The sequence below is a fragment of the Pedobacter psychrotolerans genome (assembly GCF_004340665.1).
Classification (GTDB): Bacteria; Bacteroidota; Bacteroidia; order Sphingobacteriales; family Sphingobacteriaceae; genus Pedobacter; species Pedobacter psychrotolerans.
Genome location: NZ_SLWO01000008.1, coordinates 98,354 through 124,050, shown reverse-complemented (window position 1 = coordinate 124,050; position 25,697 = coordinate 98,354). Strand labels below are relative to the sequence as shown.

The 25,697-nt window shown below is 36.6% G+C and carries 21 protein-coding genes; 10 read left to right on the top strand and 11 right to left on the bottom strand.

Features of this window, described 5'->3' with window-relative positions:
* Positions 1-217: 217 nt before the first annotated feature.
* From EV200_RS18835 to EV200_RS18825, 3 genes are all read left to right on the top strand, one after another.
* Entirely contained in the window at positions 218-1,747 is a 1,530-nt protein-coding gene (locus EV200_RS18835; RefSeq protein WP_132535475.1) for a GAF domain-containing protein, read from the top strand.
* Positions 1,748-1,753: 6 nt separating this feature from the next.
* Positions 1,754-6,589: a chemotaxis protein CheB gene (locus EV200_RS18830; RefSeq protein WP_132535473.1), complete on the top strand. Its 4,836-nt coding sequence runs from the start codon at positions 1,754-1,756 to the stop codon at positions 6,587-6,589.
* Positions 6,590-6,767: 178 nt separating this feature from the next.
* The gene (locus EV200_RS18825) at positions 6,768-8,459 is read left to right on the top strand and encodes an ArnT family glycosyltransferase (RefSeq protein WP_132535471.1); all 1,692 of its coding nucleotides are present in this window, start codon (positions 6,768-6,770) and stop codon (positions 8,457-8,459) included.
* A gap of 177 nt (positions 8,460-8,636) precedes the next feature.
* Here the strand turns inward: EV200_RS18825 and EV200_RS18820 are convergent, their stop codons facing one another.
* From EV200_RS18820 to EV200_RS18775, 10 genes are all read right to left on the bottom strand, one after another.
* Positions 8,637-9,002 carry a hypothetical protein gene (locus tag EV200_RS18820; RefSeq protein ID WP_132535469.1) on the bottom strand — a complete coding sequence of 122 codons (366 nt, stop codon included), beginning with the start codon at positions 9,000-9,002 and terminating at the stop codon, positions 8,637-8,639.
* A gap of 31 nt (positions 9,003-9,033) precedes the next feature.
* Positions 9,034-9,513 carry a YrhA family protein gene (locus EV200_RS18815; RefSeq protein WP_132535467.1) on the bottom strand — a complete coding sequence of 160 codons (480 nt, stop codon included), beginning with the start codon at positions 9,511-9,513 and terminating at the stop codon, positions 9,034-9,036.
* A gap of 89 nt (positions 9,514-9,602) precedes the next feature.
* Positions 9,603-10,055, bottom strand: coding sequence for an SMI1/KNR4 family protein (locus EV200_RS18810; RefSeq protein ID WP_132535465.1), 453 nt, complete (start codon positions 10,053-10,055; stop codon positions 9,603-9,605).
* A gap of 307 nt (positions 10,056-10,362) precedes the next feature.
* Entirely contained in the window at positions 10,363-11,175 is an 813-nt protein-coding gene (locus EV200_RS18805) for a hypothetical protein (RefSeq protein ID WP_132535463.1), read from the bottom strand.
* A 10-nt stretch (positions 11,176-11,185) separates the two neighbouring features.
* Entirely contained in the window at positions 11,186-11,650 is a 465-nt protein-coding gene (locus EV200_RS18800; RefSeq protein WP_132535461.1) for an Imm30 family immunity protein, read from the bottom strand.
* 12 nt (positions 11,651-11,662) lie between these two features.
* Positions 11,663-13,081, bottom strand: coding sequence for a DUF4280 domain-containing protein (locus EV200_RS18795; RefSeq protein WP_132535459.1), 1,419 nt, complete (start codon positions 13,079-13,081; stop codon positions 11,663-11,665).
* Positions 13,074-13,505 carry a hypothetical protein gene (locus tag EV200_RS18790; RefSeq protein WP_132535457.1) on the bottom strand — a complete coding sequence of 144 codons (432 nt, stop codon included), beginning with the start codon at positions 13,503-13,505 and terminating at the stop codon, positions 13,074-13,076. Before EV200_RS18790 ends, EV200_RS18795 begins: the two co-directional genes overlap by 8 nt.
* Positions 13,506-13,556: 51 nt before the next feature.
* Entirely contained in the window at positions 13,557-14,009 is a 453-nt protein-coding gene (locus tag EV200_RS18785) for a hypothetical protein (protein WP_132535455.1), read from the bottom strand.
* Between the two features lie 2 nt (positions 14,010-14,011).
* Positions 14,012-15,889, bottom strand: coding sequence for a type VI secretion system Vgr family protein (locus EV200_RS18780; protein ID WP_132535453.1), 1,878 nt, complete (start codon positions 15,887-15,889; stop codon positions 14,012-14,014).
* Between the two features lie 839 nt (positions 15,890-16,728).
* Positions 16,729-16,920, bottom strand: coding sequence for a Sec-independent protein translocase subunit TatA/TatB (locus EV200_RS18775; RefSeq protein ID WP_132535451.1), 192 nt, complete (start codon positions 16,918-16,920; stop codon positions 16,729-16,731).
* A 210-nt stretch (positions 16,921-17,130) separates the two neighbouring features.
* Here EV200_RS18775 and EV200_RS18770 point away from each other — a divergent pair, with 210 nt between their 5' ends.
* Both EV200_RS18770 and EV200_RS18765 read left to right on the top strand, forming a co-directional pair.
* A complete protein-coding gene (locus EV200_RS18770; RefSeq protein WP_132535449.1) occupies positions 17,131-17,661 on the top strand; it encodes an OmpA family protein in 531 nt (176 codons plus the stop codon).
* Positions 17,662-17,826: 165 nt separating this feature from the next.
* Positions 17,827-18,687, top strand: coding sequence for an alpha/beta fold hydrolase (locus EV200_RS18765; RefSeq protein ID WP_132535447.1), 861 nt, complete (start codon positions 17,827-17,829; stop codon positions 18,685-18,687).
* Here the strand turns inward: EV200_RS18765 and EV200_RS18760 are convergent.
* On the bottom strand, positions 18,684-19,421 hold the full coding sequence (locus tag EV200_RS18760) for a response regulator (protein ID WP_132535445.1): 738 nt from the start codon (positions 19,419-19,421) through the stop codon (positions 18,684-18,686). The two genes, EV200_RS18765 and EV200_RS18760, sit on opposite strands and share 4 nt — an antisense overlap.
* A gap of 759 nt (positions 19,422-20,180) precedes the next feature.
* On the opposite strand from EV200_RS18760, the gene EV200_RS18755 reads away from it, so the two are divergent.
* The 5 genes from EV200_RS18755 (at position 20,181) to EV200_RS18735 (ending at position 25,685) form a co-directional block, all read left to right on the top strand.
* Positions 20,181-20,807: a peptidase M16 family protein gene (locus tag EV200_RS18755; protein WP_132535443.1), complete on the top strand. Its 627-nt coding sequence runs from the start codon at positions 20,181-20,183 to the stop codon at positions 20,805-20,807.
* Positions 20,808-20,942: 135 nt separating this feature from the next.
* A complete protein-coding gene (locus EV200_RS18750; protein ID WP_132535441.1) occupies positions 20,943-22,292 on the top strand; it encodes a M28 family metallopeptidase in 1,350 nt (449 codons plus the stop codon).
* A gap of 45 nt (positions 22,293-22,337) precedes the next feature.
* Positions 22,338-22,811 (top strand): TspO/MBR family protein, encoded by a 474-nt coding sequence (locus tag EV200_RS18745; RefSeq protein ID WP_132535439.1) that lies wholly within the window; start codon positions 22,338-22,340, stop codon positions 22,809-22,811.
* 49 nt (positions 22,812-22,860) lie between these two features.
* Positions 22,861-25,158: a patatin-like phospholipase family protein gene (locus EV200_RS18740; protein WP_229676866.1), complete on the top strand. Its 2,298-nt coding sequence runs from the start codon at positions 22,861-22,863 to the stop codon at positions 25,156-25,158.
* On the top strand, positions 25,155-25,685 hold the full coding sequence (locus EV200_RS18735) for a hypothetical protein (RefSeq protein WP_132535437.1): 531 nt from the start codon (positions 25,155-25,157) through the stop codon (positions 25,683-25,685). Before EV200_RS18740 ends, EV200_RS18735 begins: the two co-directional genes overlap by 4 nt.
* The last annotated feature ends 12 nt before the right edge of the window (positions 25,686-25,697 follow it).

Sequence of the window (25,697 nt, the reverse complement as noted above, 5' to 3'; positions counted from 1 at the left end):
TTTGAAAAAAAATTAGTCTGATGTTATTTCCCATCAATCTTTAGTAGATTTTAAGCCCCTTTCCCAAATGTTTATGCCTTATGTAACACTGTGTTCGTCATAACCAAGTTAAATCAATATTTTTACTGGCTTATAAATTAAAAACTGAATTGTATTAATGCTTCATGACATTAGTTTAATGTTAAGAAAACAGACGGATACCTAAACAAAATAACAAATGGCTGAAAATAAAAATTACGATTCACAATTCTGCGGAAACCTCGCCATACACCAGACGAATTCTATACAGGATTATGGCTATTTGTTAGTGATAGATCACGCAAACTTCGAAATCATACAAGGCAGTGAAAATATAGATCATATTTTTAAAAAGAAAATACAGGATCTTCTGGGAGATACTTTAGCATCATTTCTAAATACCGAAGACCTGGCGCACCTGAAAGCAGAAATCGGCAAAGGCGAAAGGAGCAGGTTGCCATTTCATTTCAACTTAAATCATCCTACAGGTGCTATACCATTGCATATACTGGCGCATGTTAAAAAAGAATTCATCATTCTGGAGATAGAACAAGAAGCTGATGCCGTTGAAAGAAGTTTTACAGAAGTTTTCCAGGAAGTTCGTTCATTTATATCAACCATAGAAAAAACGGCTAGTATTCGCGAAATTTGTGAAGCCAGTATCCAGGAGATCAGACGCCTCTCTGGCTTTGATGGCATTCGCATGTATAGCTTCGATAAAAATTGGAACGGCACTGTTATCGCAGAAGAAATTAGCGGAGATCTGGAGCAGTATATCGGACAAACTTTTCCAGCGTCTGACGTTCCTAAACAAGCCCGTGCACTTTATATTAAAAACCCTTATCGGCTAATACCAAACAGGCTATATCAATCGTACCGATTGTACCCGGTAATTAATCCCATATCTAATGGTTTTTTAGACCTTTCTGATTGCAACCTGCGCAGTATTGCCGGTGTGCATCTGGAGTATATGGCTAATATGCACGTTACTGCTTCAATGTCTATCCGTGTAATGGTAGATGGAAATCTATGGGGGCTCATATCCTGCCACCATCAAACGCCAAAATACCTCAGTGTAGAAAACAGATCCATATTTGAGTGGTTAAGCATGGAAATTTCACATCGCATATCCTCAGTGATTATGCAGGAATCGCTCACTTACTCTACAGAATTACTAAAAAAGAAAGCCCAAATCACAGAAAATATTTTCTCCAAAGGGAGTATTGTAAGGGGATTGGCTAAAGATCAAAATCAGAACCTCCTCTCCTTGTTTAACGCTACAGGATTTTTGGTTCACTTTAATGGATTGATCTCCAAAGTTGGTGTAGTACCTGAAAATGAAGCGCTGGACAACCTGATCCTGTGGATTGAAGGCAATTCATTTGTAAATGTGTACGCTACGAATAACCTTAGTGATGTATATGAAGATGCCAATCATTATTCAGATATTGCCAGTGGATTACTTATTATACCAATAAATCCAAGTCAGGGAGATTTCATAGTTTGTTTCAGGCCCGAAGTAGTGAAACGCATTAAGTGGGGTGGCAACCCCAACCAGGCAATAAACTTTGAAAAAGATGGCAAAAGTTACCACCCACGGAATTCATTTAAGCTTTGGCTGGAAACGGTTCACGGGCAATCTGAAGAATGGTTGGAGCAGGAAATGGAAACGGCAGAATCATTGAGGAATTTCCTTTTTGAATTTGGTGCTACTCAGCTATACAATTAGTGCACAATGATTGAAGAGAAAACAAAAGGAGGTTTAAAAAGATACGATAAATATATTGTGGCCATTGGCGCATCTGCTGGCGGATTAGAGGCTATTCATGAGTTTTTTGATCACATGCCAGCAAATGCAAGTTTCTCCTTTGTGGTGATTCAGCATTTATCATCAGATTATAAAAGCTTATTGGTAGAGCTTGTAGGCAAGCACACGCACATGAAGGTGTTCGAAGCAGCGAATGATATGACCATTCAGCAGGATTGTGTGTACATCATTCCCAATAATAAACTAATGACCATGAGTCATGGTAAATTAAGACTTGCTGATAAATCACTTATCAAAGCACCCAATACCGCAATCGATCATTTTCTCTATACCCTGGCTAAAGACAAAAAAGAAAAAGCCATAGCCATAATCCTTTCAGGAACTGGAACTGACGGAACCAAAGGGATACAAGCCATTAAAGAAAATGGAGGAATGGTAATTGTTCAGGATCCGGCTTCAGCAAAATTTGATGGGATGCCCAATAGTGCCATCGCCTCAGGAAATGCAGATTTTATTCTCCCCCCTCCTGAAATGAGCCACGAACTCTTTAACTATGTAAATGAAGAGCCGGTGAATGTATTAGAGAATGGAAAAATAAATGAGCAGTTACTAGAAGAAATTTTTAAAATCATCCATCACCAAAGCGGTAACGACTTTAATCTCTACAAAACGCCAACCATCATCCGGAGAATTGGCCGTAGAATGAATGAAAATAGGATTAAATCGCTGGATGATTATGTTGAATTTTTAAAAACAAATAAAAAAGAACCTGGAATTCTGGCACAGGATTTCCTGATTGGCGTAACTAAATTTTTCAGAGATGAGAAAGCTTTTGAAGCCTTTAGCGAACAGCTTGGCGACCTCATCGAAAAGAAAGGCAATGGCGATACCTTAAAAATCTGGGTTTGTGCCTGCAGTACCGGACAAGAAGCCTATACCGTAGCGATACTCGCCAATGAGCTTGTTGAAAAATCAAGAAAAAAGATAGATATTAAAATTTTCGCTACAGACATTGATGAAAAGAGTGTAGAAATAGCCGCTAAAAACCAATATCCTGAAGGTATAAGCAAGGAAATCCCAGCTAAATATTTTAAAAAGTATTTCATTCAGGATGGAAAGTTCTATGGAGTTCTTCCCGCAGTACGTAAAATGGTGGTTTTTGCTAAACATGATGTCATCAAATCTCCACCATTCATCAAAAATGATATGGTTACCTGTAGAAACATGCTGATCTATGTGAACAATATCCTTCAGGAAAAGATATTATCAGTATTTCACTTTTCACTGGTTAAGGGTGGCTATTTATTTTTAGGTTCAAGTGAAACCGCTTCCTCTTTAAAAGAGGGTTTTACAGAAATATCTGGTAAATGGAAGATTTACCAAAAAACAGGAAACATCAACTACGCCAGTTACAATACCTATAATACCAGTACCAGATCTCAGCTAGAGAAGGATAAAAAGAAAAATATTGCAGCAGATTTTGCGATGAGTCCCATAGAGAAAAGTTTTAGTAACTTTTTAACTAAAGACCTTGGCTATGCCGGAGTATATGTAGATAAATCCTACATCATGCAGGATGCCATTGGCGATTATCGCCAGTACCTTTCCTTACCTGAAGAGAAAATAGAATTAAATATTTTAAAAATGGTACCCAAAGAGGTATCCATTATCCTAAATACAGCCCTCCGCAAAGCCTGGAAAGATCATGTTCCAACTCATTTAAAAAGGGTTCGTTTCAATAAGAAAAACCAAGAAACTTATTTAAACATTTCCATTCAACCTCCTGAATTAGACAATAGCCTGAGCTTCGCCCTGATTGTTTTTGGAGAGAGCACCATGGAAACCATTCCTGAGAAGGATGATTTGGGCATGTTTGAACTCCATGATGGAAACCAAAACGAGTATATTTTTGAACTCGAAGCCGAATTAAATGAAACCCGGAGTAACCTTCAAATGGCTGTGGAAGAAATGGAAACCACCAATGAGGAACTCCAATCTACCAATGAAGAATTGCTTTCTGCCAATGAGGAACTTCAGTCCAGCAATGAAGAACTTCAATCACTAAATGAAGAATTACACACCCTGAATACGGAACACCAGATTAAGATAAAAGACCTGGTGGATTTGAATGATGATCTGGACAACTATTTCAGAAGTACAGATATCGGACAGATTTTCGTTGATGCAGGCATGTTCATCAGAAAATTTAATGGTGCAGCCATTAGTATGGTTAACCTGATTGAGGCTGACATTGGTCGTTCCATCGAACACATTTCTAACAACATTAAAGCGCAAAACCTTAACCAAGATATCCAGCAGGTATTAAAAGATGGGCTCGTGATTGAAAAAGAGGTGCAAATCCATAACGGACACAATTGCCTCATGCGCATTATGCCTTACATCAGAAAGGATAGAAAAACAGACGGCGTGGTGATTACCTTCGTAGATATTTCTAAACTGACTGAATTAAATAATATCATCAGTGGTGTATTTAACGCCAGCTTGAACGGGGTACTCGCTTTTAAGGCCGTAAGGAACAAGCAGCACTTTATCACCGATTTTGAGTGTATTTCTTTTAATCAGGCTTCACTTCATATCTTGAAAAGAACGCATGAATCGTTATACCAATCCAAAATTCTAGAGAACCTGCCAGAGCTTTCTGGTAGTAACCTCATGGATAAATATATTGGCGTAGTAGAAAAGGGAATTACGCTACAAATGCAGTTTAAATTAAATGATCAGACCTGGCTTGAGCTGGTGGCGGTTAAAATGTCTGATGGCTTTGCCGCAACCCTTACAGATATTACCAAGCAAAAAATTGCAGAAGAAAAACTGAAAAGAAACTATAATGAACTTCTGGGAACCCGTGAAAATCTTAAATATTTAAATACGGCACTGGAACAGAAGGTACTGGAACGAACCATGCGCTTATCAGAAAGTGAAACCCGGTTTAACCTGGTTGCTCAGGCCACCAATGATACCATTTGGGATTGGAACCTGGCTGAAAATACCATGTGGCGAAGCCAGAATTTCACCAGCATGTTTGGTTATGAAAATGCACCTGAAAATCAAAACATTTCTTTCTACCTTGATATCATTCATCCTGATGACAGGCAGCGGGTGAAGGATAGTGTTTATGGTGCGATAAATCAAGGAACCGAACAATGGACCGCTCAGTATCGGCTAAAAAAGGCTGATGGCAGTTTTGCCACCATTTTAGATAGAGGAAGTATTTTACTGGATGAAAACCAGGTGCCTTACCGAATGGTAGGTTCCATTCTGGATATCTCGGTTTTAGCCGACACCGAAACAAAACTAAGTTCAACCGAGCGAAAATTCAGAAAAATATTCGATTCAAATGTAATCGGCATGATGTTCTCCAACGTTGATTCGGGTAGAATTGAAACGGCGAACCGAAGCTTTTTAGAAATGTTGGGTTACACTGCTGAAGATTTTAAACAAGGCAATATCAACTGGAAAACCCTTACGCCTGATGAGTTCATGCCCATTAGCAAAATTTCAGCAGAATTATTAAAATCTAAGGGCTTTTGTCCGCCATTTGAAAAACAATACCTCACCAAAAACGGAAAGAAATTAGATGTATTGATAGGCTCCGCTATTCTGGATGATGAAAACCGGAGTGATGCCGTAACCTATATCATCGACATCAGCAAGCAAAAACATAATGAGAAAAGACGGAATGAACTTCAGCACCTGATCAAAAAACAGCAGGATGAGTTTTATAGTATTTTCAAAAAAGCCCCAGCTTTAATCAGTATCCGCAGAGGTAAAAACCTGGTGTTCGAATTTGTGAATGAATCTTTTGCAAACTTTGATGGTGGCGAAAGTTACATTGGCGAAACCATGAAACACGATTCACAATTTGCAAATCCAGAGCTTAAAGCTATAGAGCAACAGGTAATGGCAACAGGCAAAACATTTATTGCCAATGCTTATTTACTTCAGCTAAAAGATAAGGCATCAGGAAAAGTAACAGATAGCTGGTTTGATTTAATTCTCAATCCGGTATTTTCTGCAGAGGGCATAATTGATGGCATATCTTTCTTTGGCTTTGAGGTAACCGATTTAATCATTGCGCAAAGAACCACCAGGGCGCTAATGAACAAGAAAGATGAGTTTATGAGTATAGCCAGTCATGAATTAAAAACGCCTATTACCAGCATCAAGGGCTACCTTCAGTTTGCCATGAAAATGGCCAAAGAAGAAAAATTCGGCCACATTTTAGAGTTCGTAAGTAAAGCCAACCGACAAATTGGCAAGCTAACCAGGTTAGTTGATGATTTGCTGGATGTAACCAAAATTCAGGCAGGTAAACTTACTTTTACCATATCTTCTTTTAACATTAAAGAAGTTGTTGCAGAAGCAGTTGATGGGATACAGGGAAATCTTGGTAAACAAACCATTTTTACAGATATAGATGATGTATTAATCTCTGCTGATAAAAATAGAATAGAACAGGTAATTTCAAATTTTCTATCTAATGCACTGAAATATTCACCAGAAGGAAAAGAAATTAGAATCGCAGCAAAATCAAACGGAAAAACCCTGAAGCTTGCCGTAAAAGATCAGGGAATTGGTATTCCAAAAGATAAAGCAGAATTAATTTTCGACCGCTTTTTTAGGGTAGATGAATCCTCCAATCATTTCTCCGGCCTTGGTCTTGGTCTCTATATTTCAGCACAGATTATAGAACGACATGCCGGGAAAATTGGTGTAGACAGTGAGCTAAATTCGGGATCTGAATTTTGGTTTGAAATTCCATTAAATCATCCATCAATATGATAAAATAATATTTTATAAATCAATCCATAGCATTTGGTGTTATTCAGGATAGGTTTCAGCCAACTATAATTAAAAGATCAAACCTTACCAAACACATTATGCATAAAATCATTATGGTTAGTATCCTTTTGTCATTGTTAAGCATCAACACACCATCTAAAACTGCTTATTGCTGGTAATGGATATTTTAAGCAGAAATTATTTTAATGTATCAAATTCTGAAAAACTTGATGAAGCCAAAAACATAACGCGCTCTAAACCCATCAAGTCAGAATTTAAATTAGATCGAAGTATCTGGCTACTCCTTGTCTTTTTCGGCTTGTTGAAATTCAGTATTCACTTGTCTGGCATTTCCAATTATGGTCTTCATGCAGACGAACTATATTACATTTCACTCAGTGAAAAGTTTGCCTGGGGCTTTCTGGATATTTCTCCATTTGTCACCTGGATTGCGAAAGTCTCTTCCACCCTGTTTGGATCTTCCATTATTGCCTGGAGAATAATTCCCTGCATGTTTGCATCAGCAACCGTTATGCTCACGGGTTTAATGGCGCATTATCTGGGTGGTAAAAAGCTAGGAATTACCATCGCCTGCTCCGCGATTATTTGTTCACCTGCATTTCTTGCTACCTCATACCTTTTACAACCCGTTGTTTTTGATGAATTTTTCTGGGCACTTCTGGCATTTTCCATCCTGAGGTATCAGCAAACTCAAAAAATGTTGTTCTTATACATTACAGCGTTAACCTTAGGTTTTGGGATGCTAAACAAGTATACCATTGGCATGTACCTCGCTGCAATTTTACTAGGGTACTTTATTGTCTACACCAAAAATATAAAATTCAACTGGCGCAGGCTTCCAGGTCCACTCCTGCTTTTTATATTAGTGATTATACCTAACCTGGTTTGGCAATGGGCATATGGCTTCCCTATTTTCGGATACCTGAAATTAGTAGGGACACAGGCATTTTCATTTGATGTATTGGATTACGTATTTCAACTGTTTTTCTTTCATGGTGCAGGTGTTGCAGTATGGACAGCTGGATTTCTTTTTCTTTTAATGAATAAGAATGGCAGTAAGTTTAACTTAGTATGGCCAATTACACTGGTGATACTCGTTATTTTACTTGCATTTTTAAAAGGTAAACTTTATTACGGATTGGGGATGTTTCCTATTTTATTTGCTGCCGGGGGCTGCTGCTGGGAAATGATTCTTTCATCTAAAAAGCAACCCAAGTTTATATTTGTAGCCACGATTTATTTGTTTGGCTTGCTTTGCTTGCCGCTGGTGATTCCTATTTTGCCGATTTCCATTTGCAGGCAATACATCAAAAAAATGGTTTCTTATACGGCCTTCTCCCGACCTTTGGTTTGGGAAGATGGAACAAGTGGTACCATTCCTCAGTTTTTTGCTGATATGTCTGGATGGGAAATATTATCTGGCGATATCAACAAGGTTTCGGGTAAAGAACAGAATAGAAAACCCATTGCTGTACTCACCAACAGTTATGCCATTGCAGGTGCACTGAAATATTATTCAAAGTTATTAGCCCCGCAAGTAATCTCGGCCAATAATAGCTTCATGCTCGAATCTCCAAATAATCTTCCATCTGGCACTATCCTTTACCTATCCAGAGATGCTAAAGAAATGGTAGCTAAAATGGCTCGTCATGTATCACTCTACAAGCAATTGAAATTGGAAAACTCACATTTGCGAGGAGTCAATATTTATATCTTATCTGATGTAAATGAAGTCTTCAGAAAAAAATATACACAAGACAGGAGGCAATTCTTTAATTCCGAAGAATTGATAAATCCTAATAAAACATCTACACTTTTATCAAACCTTGTAGGTTTTAAAAATCGATAAGTCTACATTATTCATAACGACAAATGAGAGATGAGCATTTTGCTCTAACTTGTTGAGATATTTTATAAGTTTTTTTTGAGGATTCCGAATTGAGTATAATCTCAAAAAATAATTTATAGTTCTTAGCGGTAAAAATCACGCGATCGAAGCTATCGAGAATCGCACACATAAACTAGGCTAAAGCACATCAATAAAATCCTTTTTAGATAGTTTATCATTTAATTCTAAATTAAATGAATAATTTTCATCATAAAATATAATGTGAGCGGTTGATGGCATAAATTCCCTACAATAAAGCGAGCATTTATAAAGCAATAGATAGTCTTCAGATTCGAGCACAAATGTACTGCCATCTTTGTCTAGTTTTCCTTCTAATACATCTTTATCATTTTGAGTTATAGACCAAGTAAAAGAATATTTTCTGCTTTCATCTTCAATTTTATTTATAATAACTTCCTTCCAATTTGTTCTCAAAGCCTCAATAAATACATCTTTATCAACAGCCCAATCTGGTTTTGCTAATGGTGAAATAAATATCTTCATTTTTATGGTTTAACAAGAACTTTTCCTTGAACTAATTACTATATTCTTCCTCACTATTCTCTCCTAAAGAAAGGTTGAGTATAATCTCAAAAAATAATTCATTGTCTTCAGTAGAGAAAATAACATCCTCAAAACGCTCTCTGGATCGATAGCTAAAGCTTTTATCGCTCAAAGACTGTACGAACAAATACATATCCGATTCTGCGTAAAATAAATAACCAGCAAATTCCTTCCATTCTTCATTTGCCGCCATTAAACCAGAAATAAACCGGTCTTGATAGCCTTCAATGGGTAGTGTTTTAGTCCCATACAGCATAACACCATCATTATCGATTCCGTTTGTTTGTGATAATATACCTTTGTATGCTTCAGGTAATTCCACTTGAAATATTTGCGTTGTTTTCCTTTCTAAATCATTGATTTCTTCAGTACTAGCAGGTGATGGAAGCTGATCGCCATATTTTAAATTCTGTTCCTTTATCGCAGAAATAATATTTTCTAATTTTTTCATAATATTAAATTATAACACAAACTAATTATAATAAGCTCCTAAAAGTAAAAGCTCCATTAGGAGCTTTTAAATATTTGTTATTAACATTCTTACACTTTCGTAGCAGGTGTGGTTTCTAATATTTTTAAGAAATCAGAAAAAGACTCCGCAATGAAATAAGTATTTAATTCATCAGTAGATTCTTTAAAAAAATATGTATGGTCATAATACCATATGCCGTCATTCTCCCCGTCAAATACCAGTAATAAAAAGCCTGAACCAATATCATTTCCTATTAAAAAGGATGACTCTGCTATATCATCTCCATACTCTTTATTAATTCTGACTATATCTGCGGCCTTTTCTTTTGTATCTATGCCAAAAAAATAGCCCATTGGTATTGCTTGATTTATTTCTTTGACATAAAAAAATCCGTTTTCAATATCAGCTCCATTGTTCTCAATTAAAAAATTTCTATAATCAATTGGTAACTCAATTGAAAATTCATCTTCCAGATAAGCTATGTTTTTTGGATCACCATTTTGAAATTTAATCACTTCCATAATCTTTTTTAAATATATTATTTTTTCTTAAAGGCCACTTTTTTTTCAATTTGACACACCACCTTAATATGTGAATCTCTCAACCGGGTATGAATCTAAGAAAATCTAATTTTGAATAGTATATGGAGTACCTAAAATACTTGAATAAGTAATTTCAATAAGATCCGGGATTGCGGAAATATTATTGCTAATTTCTTTTCCCAACCATACTATGAACTACTTAAACGATCATGAAGCCAAGTGGAAGCAAATTTGACTTTTCTAAAAAGCTTAAAATAATGGTGTTATGGTATTTTCAATTTTGTAGCTAGTAAGAATCTTCTTTAAAATTTGAGTTAGCCCAGCCATCAATCCAATTATCTGCAACTAAATGAAACAGCTTGTCATTCGTTTTAAATTTCAATTTTGCTAACGCAATCGCGACATCTTCCAACTGCCATCCTTTGCTATTAAGTGTTAACCAGGCACCTTTTATATCATTTTGCTTAAGTAGTTCATCAAATAATTCCTTTTGAGGGTTTTCTCCAATTAACCATTTAGGTAAATTTTGGATTTCCTTCAGATGTGATGGATCAGCAATTTCAAACGAGCAAGAGTTATGAATTTGCTTAACATTTAAAATTTTAGATGATGAAGGATAATCACCTTTATATTCTTCTAAGCTTTTAGCATAGAATAAAGGCAAGTCCGACTCGAAAAAAATTAAATGCTTAAATTCTTCCGGATTATCTCCATATTTTTCAGCAAAAGCATAAATGTCAGATACGTTCTTGTAATCAATTTTTTCAGCGAAATCTACGATCTCATCCGTTATTTCTTCTTTAAGCATAATCATTTCCAGAAGTAATTTGGTGAGAAACTGATCTGAGTTTCTGTACCGCTCTGAAATGTATCCAGTTTCTAAAGAATACTCGACAAAAGTTTTTTGTCTGTTAATAAAAAAATGATTTATGATGCCATAATAAAAAGCTCCCGAACCCAGAAATAACGGGAAGAGGGCAGGTGGGTGCGGATACCAATAATCGTTTACAGAATTATACTCTCCACGATTGTATGGAATCTGAATCTCGCCGCTTATCACCTGTTTAATCTTCTGGGTTAATATTTCTACTTTGTTCACTCCTTTTTGATTATAATTTAGAGATAATAATATCACCTTTATTTTTGAAGCGTTCAGGATTCCTTTCACTGAGGTTTTCTACCATTTTGCGAATAAATATTTTGTTTTCTTGAGATAAATACTCAACGTTTCGAATCAGTGCATCTAAAGCTGCGTCGTTATTTAATAATCTTAGAAAAAAAGTTTCTGCCCAACCATATGCATCTACTTGCATTTCCTTTAATTTAGGTAGTATGATTTTAATATAAGTCTCAAGTCCCAAAGTCTTAGAAAAATATTCGATACCATGCAAATTTGAAAACATTACTTCTTCGTTTTCAGTTGCATCGGAAAAACCTTTTATCAATGAATTAATGCATTCTGGATTATTTTCGTTAAATAACTCATCAACAGCTTCTTCATAAAGACCTGTTTCTTCGTAAGTTCTCATCAGTTTATTTTCAATGAGTTGAGATTCTAATTGCTTTATTTCCATGGTATTTTGTTACTATTTGCTTTTTTTATAAAGATCTGGATATTTCTCTTTTGCTTGTTTTATATAATCGCGAAGACTCTCTCTAATTTCTTTGTTATATAATCCATCTTCTTTATAAATTTTTCTAGCATCCTTTATGTCATGTGCTAAAGCCTCCCTTGGAGTTTTTTCCCAATAAGCATTTTGCTCGGCCTTTGTCATGTTGTTATCGTAGGTTGATGTACGACGATGTCTACCTCCTTTACCAGGATGTGGTTGTTCCATATTCATAGATAATCCATCATCTCTTGTGTAGTCAGGCACATTATTTTTTTTCATATAAGCATCTGAAGGCATATGATGGGGTGTTATATCATCACCCACAGAACCAGCGTCTCTCAATTCGCTATAAGTCCCAATTTTTCCTTCACCATTCAACAATGCTTTATCAGGAATTTTTGAAGTAATTCTATCTTCTTTAACCCCCACCTTAAAAATCCCTTTCACTTTACCTGCCAAAGCTTCCAGCTTCATAGCACTCTGCAATTTAGCAATTGCCGCGGTTATTCCTGCCATTCTATCGGCACCTAAAACAAATTTACCTGCGGAGGTTACCCCCTTTACGGCCGCGCCCGCACCTTTAGTACCCACTACTGCTTCCAGCACACCTTCATAAACTTCGCCAACCACCTCACTGCGTTCTTCGGTGGTACCATTTACTACCTTCTTATCCCATCCGTCAGCTATGGCATCGCCAATGGCCTCATGCGTTGGCGCCAGATCAGTACCAAAAACTGAATCAAAATCTTTCAGCCGTTGATCGGGTGTAGACATTTGCCCTACAGGAGATTGTGTGCCATAACCCACTACCGCAATGCCTACCATTTTAGTTAGCCCCTTTGCGGTTTCTACCGGGTGGCTCACCATTTGCACCAAACCATTCCAGGTGCCTTTTAATCCTTGCCTAAAGCCACGGCCAACGCCTTGCGTTACATCTGCGCCACCATCGGTAAACAGATCCAGTATGGGGCCAATAGGCGAGGTTAAGGCTGCGCCCAATATCCCATCCAGCAGTGGGATGCCATCTACCCTACTTTCTTTATCGTTTTCCAATGCAGCCATTGCTTCATCTACACTAGGAAATATTTCTATGGTACCCCCCGCCTGGCATTTGCAATATGAAGAAAACAACAGTGGTGCCTGCCCCAATACTTTTTGTGCACCATCGTGTGCTTTTAGCCATTGCGGGGCTACCGGCATGCAGGCACTCCCGGTAATGGAACATACCCCAAAGCTGGGAATATTCACCACCGGAATATTATCAGTTACAGTGGCTATTTGTAGTTTACTTACCGCATGTTTTTTCGGGGTAGTAAGCAAGGGTAAAACAGTTGCCCCCTTATCACACTTTAAGATTACGCCATGAAAGGCATACAAATCATCCTTAGCCATGTGTTACCTCCTTTTCTGTTGCAGAAATAATCACCTCTTCTTCCTTATACCAACCTTTGGCTACTATGGTTTCCAGGTAACTGTTTGCATAGGTTAAATGGGTTACCTTAAGCGCATCTGCAGTTTTAAAACGGTATTGCTCAGCAAAATCTACTTTTAAGCTATCATCGCTATCAAAATTTCCGTTCAGGGTATGCATCCAATTGCTTAAATGCTGCTTTTGATATATTGCCTCATCTAATCCGCCTAGCCGTAACCAAGCCAAATCTGTAGCACTATCCTTTCCAGGTTTGTACAACCAGCAAGCTTTTACTGGTAAAATAGCTTCATTACCAAAGTAACCGGGGATGTGAAGCGGTTCTGCAAGCTGATTAAAGCCGGGCTGGCTGTTGTGAAGGTTAGCAGCCTTATAAGCACTGATCATGGTTCTGATTACCGCGTTATGTGGAATTATTTTTTGTAAGAAAAGCGTATTTTAAAGATTTCTTTCAAAAAAACGCTGGAGGTTTGCAGCCTGCTTTTTATCTTTTACATGTGTAGATATTTGTTTTTTCTTCTCTTTTAAAAACAGTGACTGGCTAATGGGATAAAGTGTATCCAGTACATGGCCCTGCTCATCCATATAAATTTCGATTCTTTTGATACAATTGAAAAACAGGTAAATTTCTGGCAGACAGTTTAACGACCAATCGCATTGTACGTTGTTCATTAAAATACTCCATTTTTGGATTTTGGAATGCTCCAACTGTACACCAATGGCAATATCACCTGTAATATGGTGCGTTACATCACGGTTTGCCAGCCAGTGTTTATGTTTATACGTAAAACTAAAAAGTTGTTTATCAGAGCCAATAACCGGCGGAAAAGCTTCTGAATCCAGTTCAGCGTCGCTTTTACCTATTCCTAAGAAATCATTCAACCAGCTCATTATTAATTCGAATTAATAATTGTTGAACTCAGGTTAATTTCTTCCGCACCATCTATATTAACTGTTTTGCCCTTCATATTGGTAAGGCCTTCGGCATCTTTACCTAAATCAACCAGGGGCGCCGTATTTTCGATGCTTTCTTCTCCTTCTACCGTAATCTTTTTCGCCTTAATGTCGATGGTTTGCGTAGCAGCAGCGGTTTGTTCTGGAGTAGCACCTTCTGCCGGAGCCAGATTCCCCATGGTAATTTTTGGCGATTGAATATCGATACTAGCACGCCCATTGATGCTGATGTTCTCGCCACTGATGGCAATATTCCCCTCCTTATCCAGGGTGATGGTACTTTTGCCACTTTGGATCACAATTTTATTTCCCGCCTGTGCGGTAAGTAAAGCCTGTCCGTTTTTAATATTTACAAAATTAGCCGCACTGGTGCCCATATTCAGCGCATGGTTTAAATCATCAAAAGTTAAAGCACTACCTTTTCTGGAAGTTAAACCCTTCGTATTACTGTTCTTAAAGCCAGAACTGTCGCCACTTTTGCCATGGTAAACACTACCCATCACCACGGGCCGTGCCACATTGCCTTCTTCAAAAGCAATCACTACCTGGTCGCCCTTTTCAGGGATCACATGGAAGCCACGGTTTTTTCCGGTATCACCAGTCCCCGCATTCGGACTCACCACCCGCAGCCATTCAGTTATATCATTGGTGTGGCATTCCCATTTCAATTTTACCTTCACCCGTCCCTGTCCTTGCGGGTCATCATTATCAACCACATCGGCCAGTTGCATATCCGGATGAGGTTTATCATAATTCGTCACCAGTAACCGTTCGGTACTGGCCACTACTCCTTCAAATGTATTGTGGTATTTTCCTGTTCCATCCAGGTTATGGGTAATGCTGGTAATTAAAAACCGACCCAGGCTTTCTGTTACAAAGGCGATTTCCTGCCTGATGCTCATCGTAATTTCCGCGATAGCGCCAATGCTTAACCCGGCATGGTCTCCACTGGCATTCACCTTTAGCAACTCGCTGATGTTGGCCTTTTCTTCATTATCCACATGGCTTTTAATGTCTCCACTGTTATCAACCCTGATCATGGAGGGCTGGTTAAAGGTTTTGCTGTACATCAGGTTAGAAGCTTTGATGGCATGTGCCAGATCAGGGTTTCCATCTGCCTGGCCACTGCTTTCGCTTTGCAGTATTTCATCCTGTTTGGGGTTATAGGCAAAACGTTTGTTTTTTAAAGGTGCCAGTTCCATGGCATATTGCAGGTTATGCACATCCCTGCCATAAAATAAGGCAATGTCTTTTTGCGTATCGGGCTTACCAAAATTGAGCTGCTTACCATCATAGTACAGCCATTCATGGTATTCGCCAGAAAGGCGGTTTAAAAATTCCCAGTCACTTTCCTTATACTGAATCAGGTAATCTATGTTGGCCTGACGGCTGGCATTCGCCACAATTTTTAAATCATTAGCGGGAGTATCGATTGTGGCCAGTTTTACAATTTCATTTAAATCTTTATCCAGGTAAGATCCTAAATCTTCGCCCCTATCTATTAAAATGGTGGGGCTGTAACCACTCACAATTAATACCCCATGGTAGCCATGGCTTTGCGCCAGTTCTACACGGGTAACCAAACCAGAAAATTGCTGCATTTGTTCAGCTAAATAGCCAAAGGAGGCCGTTAGGGTTTTACCGACGAAATCTCGGCTGTCATCCAGGTTAATTAAACCTGGCGCACCCATCTGGTCGTGGTTAAACCGCAGTTCAAAATAATGGTGACTATTAAAGGCTTGCTGTAAACTAAATGAGGCAAAATGACGAATCGCCTGGTCTTCTATATTAATTTCGGTGATGAGTTGATTTTCCATATGGTTTAGATATTCATCCATTCAACTTTAACACATCCTCAGCATTTTAGATAAAATCATTTTATTGAGAATGAATGAGTTGCCGCTAAAATTAAAATTGATTATTTGGTTATGCTATAATTAAGCCTCGACCAAATATTAAGCCAATGATTATCTATATCGCTCATTTATAAGCGCTAACCCATACATCTGTTTTGAAAATATTTATTGAAATGCACTTAAATGCAGATTTTAAACAAGTAAACACATTGTATTTATTTTAAAATAATTTTAGTATTACTTATCATACGATAGACCAACTAAAATATTGTGGAACTTTTGGGGCATTGTGTTGCCCTTTCTCCACAACATATGGAGAAATAATAAGCTCAAATCATCGGTACCATTACTAAAAATTTGCGGTTGGCTCGTTTTGAAAAATTAACCTTGCAATAGCTGGTAATTTATAAGAACTGAAAACAAGCGACAAGCGATACCGGCAATATTAAATCATAAACCGAGAAACAAAAAAGAGAGAAACATTTTTTTGTTTCTCGATAAATTGTTTCTCCCAAGCGAAACATTTCTTAAAGAAACTTTTTTTTGTTTCTCAGGAAAATGTTTCAACATTTATATTCCAGGCAATAAAGGGACTTTTTTTAAAAAATTGCTTCATCGTCATCTTTAATAATAGCGAGCAATCATCCTAAGATCAGAAATTGTGGGGTATTTTTGACATAAAATTAATCATACAAAAATATTATTGATCAATTTGAAATACAGAATTTATCTGCATGACTATAAACTTATAAACCTCATAGGTTTTAAAACCTATAAGGTTTGTAGATAATCGTAAAAATTTATTTAGTTTTTTCAGTAACTGGGGCTGGGATAGGTTCATCTTGCTGGCCCTGTTTAAATTCTTTAATTCCTTTGCCTAGGCCTTTCATTAGTTCAGGAATTTTCTTTCCGCCAAACAATAATAATATGGCTACGCCAAGGATAATCATTTCCGGGCCACCCAATAATGCAGCGATAGTGAAATCTTTCATAGGTTCTATGTTTTAGTGTTTTAATATACGTTAAAAATTGGCTTTCGGTTTTTTAAGCTAATACTTGCATTTCCAGGTAAATCCGATATCGATAATTTAAATCCAATTTTTGGGCAACATAAGTTCTTTAAAAAAGAATCGTTATAGCTATAATCGGAATTTTGTATGTTTGATTGGAACAGTAAACTTCATCCCAAAAACTAAAAAAAAATGAACATCAGCAAAAACATTTTATTAACTACACTCATCGCACTATCTACATTAAGCATTTATTCATGCAAAACAAAAAAACTGGCAGCCAAACCAGAACCTGCACCAGTAGCTAAACCAAAGCCACCTGTAGAAGAGAAAAAACCAACACCTGCCCCCGAAAAAGAACCAGAAGCAGCGCCTTCTGATAAACCGAATTTCAACCTGGATAACATCCAGTTCGAGTTTAATTCTTTCGTATTAAAAACTTCATCTTTTTCTATTTTAGACAAAGCCGTTGCAGAAATGAAAAAAGCGCCAAACACTCAGTTTATATTACATGGTCATTCTTCTGCTGAAGGCTCACCTGAGCATAATATGTCTCTTTCGGTAGATCGCGCCAATGCTGTTAAATCATATTTTGTTAATGCAGGTTTAAATGCAGATCGTTTTACTATTGTAGGCCATGGCGAAAAGGAACCCATTAGTACCAATAATAATGAAGAAGGCAGAACTTTAAACAGAAGAACAGAAATCAGAATTAAAAATTAGTTAATCTGGCTACTAATGCCATCTTCAAAACAGTATTAAACATGCAATACGTTATGCACAGAAGCGGTATAACTATTGCATGTTTTGTTACCATTCTATTCATTATTTCTTTTTTTTTGTTTTTGGATGAACAATATATACTTTCATAAAAATATTGTCGCTCCAATGAATTTAAATCATAAAACTGCACATCCCATTCTGGTTAGAAATAATGTTAAAATTTTAGGTGAAGGCACTCAAACCATTGTTTTTGCACATGGCTTTGGTTGTGCACAAACAACGTGGAAATATATTACAGATGCATTTCTGAAAGATTATAAGGTAATATTATTTGATTACGTAGGATCAGGAAATTCTGATATCAGCAAGTACGATTACCACAAATATGCCACATTAGAAGGTTACGCCTGTGATGTAATTGATATTATAGAAGCACTCGATCTTAAAGATATTATTTTCATCGGCCATTCAGTAAGCAGCATGATCGGGATGCTTGCTGCACTACAAAAGCCAGAGGTTTTTAAGAAGTTAGTTTTTATTGGGCCTTCTCCAAAATACGTGAATGATCTCGATTATATTGGTGGTTTTGATACTGCGGATATAGAAACAATTTTCAACCACATTGCCGAAGATTATAAAGGCTGGGCAAAATCAATTTCGCCAGCTGTTCTGGCTTGCCCTGATAAACCCGAATTGGAAGAGTTTTTATTGGAGTGCTTCGAAGAAACCAACCCAAGTATTGCGCTGGCTTTTGCGATGGCCACTTTCAAGGTAGATTGCCGGGAACAATTAAAAGAATTATCAGTTCCAAGTCTCACTTTGTCTACCGCGAATGACCCCATGGTGCCGTTAAATGTTGTAGAATACATTAAAGAATATACACCAGATAATTTTTTGGTGGTGATGAAAGCTACCGGCCATTACCCTCACATTTGTGCACCGGAAGAAACCATAAAAGAAATTAAAAATTTATTTCTGAAATTAATATTTAGCGCACAATCACTCCATCTGTTTGATAAATTCTAAATTAAAGTTTGTAAAAATTTATTGGCATCAGCCTTTGCCATTACGATAATATCTTCTACCTCTTTCAATATTATTGCTAACTCACTTTTCGATAAATTTTCGTTTTCAATCGCTTTCAAAGGTTTCTCCAGTAGGTTATTTAAACCCATAATATAAATAGTAGAAAGCGCCTGGTGTGCGGTCATTTTAAATTTATCAATAAAACCTAAAGTTAGGTTCTGCTTTAAATCTTTTAGATGCTCATCAATAAATATTAGAAATTTTTCAGTAATTTCTTTTTCAAACTTTGCATCACCTTTGCTAATATCTTTAAGATAAGTTAAATCTATCACGGCGTATGAATGATCCAGTTTTGAATCAGTATATGAAGATCTAATCATTAGTGGTGCGAACTGTGTGATGATTGCAGCAATCTCCACACGATGAACAGGTTTTGAAAGAACAGCATTCATTCCTGCGCTAAAACATTTTTTTTTAATCTCTTCTACATGCTGTTCACTAAGTGCAACAATAGGCAAATTACACTTTAACACTTTTCTAATGGAGTGAACAATTTTATACCCGTCGAATTTTGATTCATTTATAGCGATAAAAATCAAATCAAAGTTTCCTTTTTTGATCTGATTCAGAACTTCAGATGCTTCTACAATCCATGTAGTTACATCATATTCACTTAAATAACTGGTGATTATTTTTTGATGATAAGCATCATCTTCAATGATTAGAGCATTCATTTTAGATAAATTAGGGTGACATTAATATCGTTATTTAATTCTTCTCTGAATATTAATTTAAAGTACCTTCATTTAATACTAAGTGTTGCTTTATTAACCTCAGAAAGACTTACATAGTTTTACCTAATAAAAGTATTGCCCTCACAGCGTCAATCTTAATCCCTTAACTAAAAACGATCTGTTACCGAGAGCAAAAACTTCAACAGATTTTAACAATGAATAGATCGCATCAAATTATTCATTTATGATGATTTGATGTAGTCACCATGTACCTTGAAAAACCATTCAGGAGTTACAGGTTTTAATTAAATCTAAAAGGTTAAGATTGAAGCATCAGTTGTATTTCTTTTTCTTAATCACATCACCCTTCGGGCACCCTCCAATGCATCGGACGAAATGGCAATCATAATTTCCATCTATCAGATGCATGGTCGCAGACCGGGGTGTTAAATCAGTAAATAATTATCAAATCTCCGCTTATTAATTTTCCTAATCGTTTATGCAATTGGCAATAAACAGCTATTTACAAAAGGCTGTTTATTAATATTTTAAATGTAACAAACAATTTATAAAATGAATAAACCAATGATATTAAAATAAAAATGAACAAAATGAATAAATCTTGTCCTTTCAAAAAACCGAGCCTATTTTAATCACGTATATAAGCCCGTTCGACAGTAATATATGCCCATCTGGCGCTTTCGGTTATATTTTAGGTTGAATGAACAATAATTTATAACACATAAAAAAACAAAACACATGATCACTATCAAAAAAATTGCCCTCTTTTCGTTCATTATTTTTTCAGCATTGGCCAGTAATGCACAAAATGGCATGCGTGAACCTATTAATTATTCGCTAAAAAATGGTATGAAAATTATCGTTTCAGAAAATGAAAAATCTCAAGGCGCATTTTCTAGCTTTACCTTAAATACAACAGCATTCCAAAATAAAAAAGATGGTATCGTAGAATTACTTAATGCTACATTAAATGAAAGCGTTGCAAAAAATGATCAGATCTTATTTAAAGATAACAGTGGCCGATTAGCTACAAATAATGCCCAACTGGAAAAAGGATTAACAGAAATGGCTAACATCATTCAACATGCTGATATCAATCAAAAAACATTTGATAGCGGCAAAGCTGCATTACTGGCCAGCATAAAAAAACAAGATTATGATTACGATCAAACGGTGAATGTAAATTCAATCAATGCAATTTCGCTTTCAGATTTGATTGCTTTTTATAATGAAATTTCACCTGAAAAAACATTTTTAACAGTTGCAGGTAACGTTGAAATGGATACCGCAAAAGCAGCCGTAAAAAAAGCTTTTGGAAACTGGAAAAAAGCTGAAAAGCAAGAAACTTTTGCAACAGCAAAATAATTTATTCGTTTAAAATAAAGGCTTCCTGGTTTAAATCAGGAAGCTTTTTTTATGCTCAAAATGTTACATGATTTCGTCCTGATCGAGTTTAAATTGATTAAACATTCAATATCTTAGCGCATCAATCACCCAGCTATGAAAAAGACTTACGCCCTATTAATATTTTCCTTTTTAATCACTTCTATCCATGCGCAAACTATTGTTAGCCGAAATAAGGATATTGATCAAATGGTCAAATCTGTCAGTCAGGATTCATTAAAATCTTATATCACAAAAATGGTTTCTTTTGGCACCAGAAACACTTTAAGCGATATTAAAAGTAAAACGAAAGGAATTGGAGCAGCAAGAAATTGGGTTGTTGGTAAGTTTAATCAATTTGCAAAACAAGGCGATGGCAGACTTACTGCTTATTTAGATACGATCACCTTTAAACCAGACGGAAAACGTGTAGACCAACCTACACTATTGGGAAATGCTGTTGCCATATTAAAAGGAACTGATCCAAATGATAAAAGGGTTTATGTAGTAAGCGGCCATTTAGATAGTCGTGTTACAGATGTAATGAACAGAACCAGCAATGCTCCAGGCGCAAATGATGATGGTAGCGGTGTGGCAGGTGTAATAGAAGCAGCGAGAATCATGAGTCAGTATAAATTCCCTTCAACAATCATTTTTGTAGCAGTTAGTGGTGAAGAGCAATCTTTATTAGGTTCTGGTTTTATGGCAGATAAAGCTAAAAAAGAAGGTTGGAAAGTAGATGCCATGCTAAATAACGATATGATTGGCAGCAACAATAGCAGCGAAACACAAATTATAGATAATACTAGGTTGCGCGTATTTAGTGAAGGCTTGCCTGCTTATGAACTGGATAAAAGCGCAAAAAGCATCAGGCAGTTTGGATTGGAAAACGATGGCAAAAGCCGTCAGTTGGCCAGATACGTTAAGGAAGTTGGCGAACGCTATGTAGATCAGCTAGAAGTTAAACTCATTTACAGAAATGACCGCTTTTTGAGAGGTGGCGATCATACTCCTTTTGTAGAGAATGGTTTCACTGCCGTAAGAATCACCGAAATGAATGAAAATTTCGACCATCAACATCAGGATTTAAGAACTGAAAATGGCATCAGATATGGCGATTTACAAGAATTTATGGATTTTGAATACCTTAGAAAAAATACAGGTGTTAATATTGCCGTTTTAGCCAATTTGGCTAAGGCACCTTCAGCACCCATAGAAGCTAAAATAGATGTTAAAAACCTGAGCAATGCTTCACTATTATATTGGAAAGCGCCAGCAAATGGCAATGTAAAAGGCTACTATGTTCTCATGCGCGAAACCAGTAGCCCGGTTTGGGAAAAGAAATTCTTTACCTCAGCAACAAAAATAACATTACCGTACAGTAAAGATAATTATTTATTTGCCGTACAAAGTGTTGGCAATGAAGATAATGAAAGCCTGCCAGTTGTTCCTGGCATTGGTAGATAGAAAACCTTTTAGCCTTAACTCAAAGTTTAACCTTAATTTTATGCCATGAGATTTAAGCCTTTAGCATTTATTTTAAGCATCGCTATTACCTTAAGTATTGGTGCACTTGGTGGTTTTGCCACTGCCCAATCTGTAAAAACCTGGTATCCATTATTAAATAAGCCTTCTTTTAATCCGCCAAACTGGTTGTTTGCTCCGGTTTGGACTAGCCTTTATATCCTAATTGGAATTGCAGCCTACCTGGTTTGGGTAAAACGCGATCAAGTTCAGCACTTTCCCAGAACGGTAGCGATATATTTCATTCAGCTTATTTTAAACCTGGCCTGGTCTTTTATTTTCTTTTACCTGCATGAAATTGGTTTTGCACTCGCAGAAATTATTGCGCTCCTTATAGTAGTCATTCTGAATGCAGTGATGTTCTATAAAATTGATAAATGGGCGGGCTTACTGTTTATCCCATACATCCTTTGGGTAAGTTTTGCATCATTTTTAACTTATAACCTATTCATATTGAATTAATTTTAAAAGAAAATCTTATTTTAGAAGAGTGGTAGCTATTAAAAGAATTTTGCTGATACTCTTCGTTCTATGCTATACCCAATTGCATGCGCAAAAGGTGGGCCTCGTTTTTAGTGGTGGTGGCGCAAAAGGTTTAGCACATATTGGCACCTTAAAAGCACTGGAAGAAAACCACATCCCGATAGATTATATTACCGGAACATCAATGGGTGGCATTGTTGGTGCCATGTATGCCGCAGGCTATTCACCATTGGAAATTGAGAAAATAGCTTTAAGTGAAGATTTTCAGAACTGGGTAAATGGCCGTTATACGAGTGATTATACTTACTATTTTCAAAAAAATGCACCAAATGCATCAATGCTTACAGCTAAGGTAGCCATAGATACAGGTTTCCATTTTAGTTTTCGCTCCAACCTGATTAATGATATTCCTTTAAATTTTGCTTTTCTTGAACTTTTTTCACAGGCATCGGCTGTATCTAAAGATGATTTTAATAAGCTTTTTATTCCTTACCGCTGTATGGTGGCCGACGTGCTTTCTCAAAAGAGCATTACCGTAAGCAAAGGAAGTTTAGCCGAAGCCGTTCGTGCTACAATGACGGTTCCTATTATTTACAGGCCCATTAAGTTAGATGGAAAATATGTTTTTGATGGTGGCTTGTATAACAATTTTCCGGCAGATGTAATGGAAAAGGAATTCAAGCCTGATTATATGATTGGTGCCAATGTATCTTCCAAAACTTATAATGAATATCCTAAAAATACCGACGATCGATTAATGAACCGATTTTTGGTTTACATGTTTCTTTCTAAATCAGATTCTACCACCATAGGCAAAAATGGGATTTATATTCAACCTGAACTTGCCGAATTCACCGCTACTAATTTTGCTCCTGTTAAAGAACTTATTAAAAGAGGATATGATGCAACGATGGCTGATATGCCGCGAATAAAAAAATTAATTAGCAGAAGAGTGAGTGATGAAGAACTGGCCCGGAAAAGAGCCATATTCAATTCAAAGAAACCAGATTTTAAATTCAGTACCGTCTCGGTATCTGGCGTAAATAACCAGCAGAAAAAATATATTGAGCGTTTATTTAAGAGCGATCAACCTACATTTAATCTGCAGGATATCAAGCGTGGGTATTATAAATTAGTTGCCGATCAAACTTTCGAAACCGTTTATCCTAAAATATCTTACCAGGCGGCTACAGACAGTTATACTTTTGAAGTGGTGGCTCAGCCCAAAAAGAGCTTTAAGATGGAACTGGGCGGCAACATATCTACCCGTCCTATCAGCAATGTTTTTCTTGGTGCAGAATACAATTATTTAAACCGTAAAGCTTACACCTTTGGAACAAGTTTCTACTCTGGGCGCTTCTATGAATCTGTACAATTAAACGGCCGGGTGGATTACCCAACGAAGTTGCCGCTTTTTCTGGCTGCAGAAATGACTTATAATCACTGGAACTTTTACAATACCAGCCAGATTTTTATTGAAAATCCACAACCCATTTATATCGAACAGTCTGACCGCAAAATAGATCTGATGATGGGCGTTCCATTAAATTATAATACGAAAATTGTACTGCACTCAACCTTTATCAATAACAATGATCGTTATAGCCCGAATAATACTTTTGCTGTGGGCGATTTACTTGATCAAACCATTTTTAACGGCTTCAGAGGCTCACTTAATCTGGAGAAAAACTCTTTAAACAGGAAACAATACGCCACTAATGGACAAAACTTTTCCTTAAGCTTCAATTACACCACTGGTAGAGAAAACTATACGCCTGGCAACATCTTCCGCAATACAATTGGCTATGTTAAACCACCGGAAGTGAGCCGATTGCATCATTGGGCGAGTATTAAGATCACACAGGAGAACTATTTTCTGCATCTGAAAAAATATACACTGGGTTACATTGTAGAAGGTGTTATTTCAAATCAGCCCTTATTTAACAATTATTATTCAACTTTATTGGTCTCCCCTGCTTTCTACCCACTGCAGGATAGCCGTTCACTTTTTCTGGATAGATTCAGGGCTACCACTTATGCCGCCGGTGGGATTAAAAATATTTACAGCCTAAAAAAGAATATTGATTTGAGAGCTGAAGCCTATTTATTTTTACCACATAAAGAATTTGAACGTGTTGGCTTACAAGATGTTGATTATGCAAAGGCCATTACAAAAATTCGCTATGCTGCAACAGCTGGGGTAGTTTATCATACACCACTTGGCCCGGTAAGCTTAAGTTATAATTTATATAATGATGCAGTTAAAAGAAATGGTGTATTATTGCATATCGGTTATTTAATTTACAATAAACGTTCTATCGAATGAAACAATTTATCTTATTTTGCTCGCTCTGTTTAGTTGCTTTGATCAGCTCGGCACAAACCGCAACCATTAACAATTTCCTGGTGAAGGAAAATTTAATAAAAAACAATAAGCTTGCCATCATAGCTGCCGATTCGCTTAACGTTCCGAATGAGAACATTAATGGAACCTATACCTTTAGCGTAAGTGGTTTTACCCAAATTCTTAAATTTAATGATGGCATTGCGGTATTACCACTGCCTATAGATAAATCTACTTTTGTTTACATTAAACACCAAAATGATTTTGGTACACATAGCAAACTCGTATATGTATACAAAAAAGATAATGACCTGAATCCATACACCATCAATAGTTTATGGCTGTTCATTATCCCAATTGCACTGATCATTATTGCTTTTGCGTTTAGAAAACTCATCATTTTTGTGGTGATTGCATTTCTGGTTTTTGTGTATTTCAATCACAGTTCGGGCTTAAATATCTCCACATTCTTTGAAAGCATATTTGATGGATTAAAAAATCTGGTCTGAATTTAAATTTCA

Bases quoted from the DNA above. Each gene is read 5' to 3' on its own strand.
- EV200_RS18835 (WP_132535475.1), top strand. From the start codon at position 218: ATGGCTGAAAATAAAAATTACGATTCACAATTCTGCGGAAACCTCGCC.
- EV200_RS18830 (WP_132535473.1), top strand. From the start codon at position 1,754: ATGATTGAAGAGAAAACAAAAGGAGGTTTAAAAAGATACGATAAATAT.
- EV200_RS18825 (WP_132535471.1), top strand. From the start codon at position 6,768: ATGGATATTTTAAGCAGAAATTATTTTAATGTATCAAATTCTGAAAAA.
- EV200_RS18820 (WP_132535469.1), bottom strand. From the start codon at position 9,002: ATGAAGATATTTATTTCACCATTAGCAAAACCAGATTGGGCTGTTGAT.
- EV200_RS18815 (WP_132535467.1), bottom strand. From the start codon at position 9,513: ATGAAAAAATTAGAAAATATTATTTCTGCGATAAAGGAACAGAATTTA.
- EV200_RS18810 (WP_132535465.1), bottom strand. From the start codon at position 10,055: ATGGAAGTGATTAAATTTCAAAATGGTGATCCAAAAAACATAGCTTAT.
- EV200_RS18800 (WP_132535461.1), bottom strand. From the start codon at position 11,650: ATGGAAATAAAGCAATTAGAATCTCAACTCATTGAAAATAAACTGATG.
- EV200_RS18795 (WP_132535459.1), bottom strand. From the start codon at position 13,081: ATGGCTAAGGATGATTTGTATGCCTTTCATGGCGTAATCTTAAAGTGT.
- EV200_RS18790 (WP_132535457.1), bottom strand. From the start codon at position 13,505: ATGATCAGTGCTTATAAGGCTGCTAACCTTCACAACAGCCAGCCCGGC.
- EV200_RS18785 (WP_132535455.1), bottom strand. From the start codon at position 14,009: ATGAGCTGGTTGAATGATTTCTTAGGAATAGGTAAAAGCGACGCTGAA.
- EV200_RS18780 (WP_132535453.1), bottom strand. From the start codon at position 15,889: ATGGAAAATCAACTCATCACCGAAATTAATATAGAAGACCAGGCGATT.
- EV200_RS18775 (WP_132535451.1), bottom strand. From the start codon at position 16,920: ATGAAAGATTTCACTATCGCTGCATTATTGGGTGGCCCGGAAATGATT.
- EV200_RS18770 (WP_132535449.1), top strand. From the start codon at position 17,131: ATGAACATCAGCAAAAACATTTTATTAACTACACTCATCGCACTATCT.
- EV200_RS18765 (WP_132535447.1), top strand. From the start codon at position 17,827: ATGAATTTAAATCATAAAACTGCACATCCCATTCTGGTTAGAAATAAT.
- EV200_RS18760 (WP_132535445.1), bottom strand. From the start codon at position 19,421: ATGAATGCTCTAATCATTGAAGATGATGCTTATCATCAAAAAATAATC.
- EV200_RS18755 (WP_132535443.1), top strand. From the start codon at position 20,181: ATGATCACTATCAAAAAAATTGCCCTCTTTTCGTTCATTATTTTTTCA.
- EV200_RS18750 (WP_132535441.1), top strand. From the start codon at position 20,943: ATGAAAAAGACTTACGCCCTATTAATATTTTCCTTTTTAATCACTTCT.
- EV200_RS18745 (WP_132535439.1), top strand. From the start codon at position 22,338: ATGAGATTTAAGCCTTTAGCATTTATTTTAAGCATCGCTATTACCTTA.
- EV200_RS18735 (WP_132535437.1), top strand. From the start codon at position 25,155: ATGAAACAATTTATCTTATTTTGCTCGCTCTGTTTAGTTGCTTTGATC.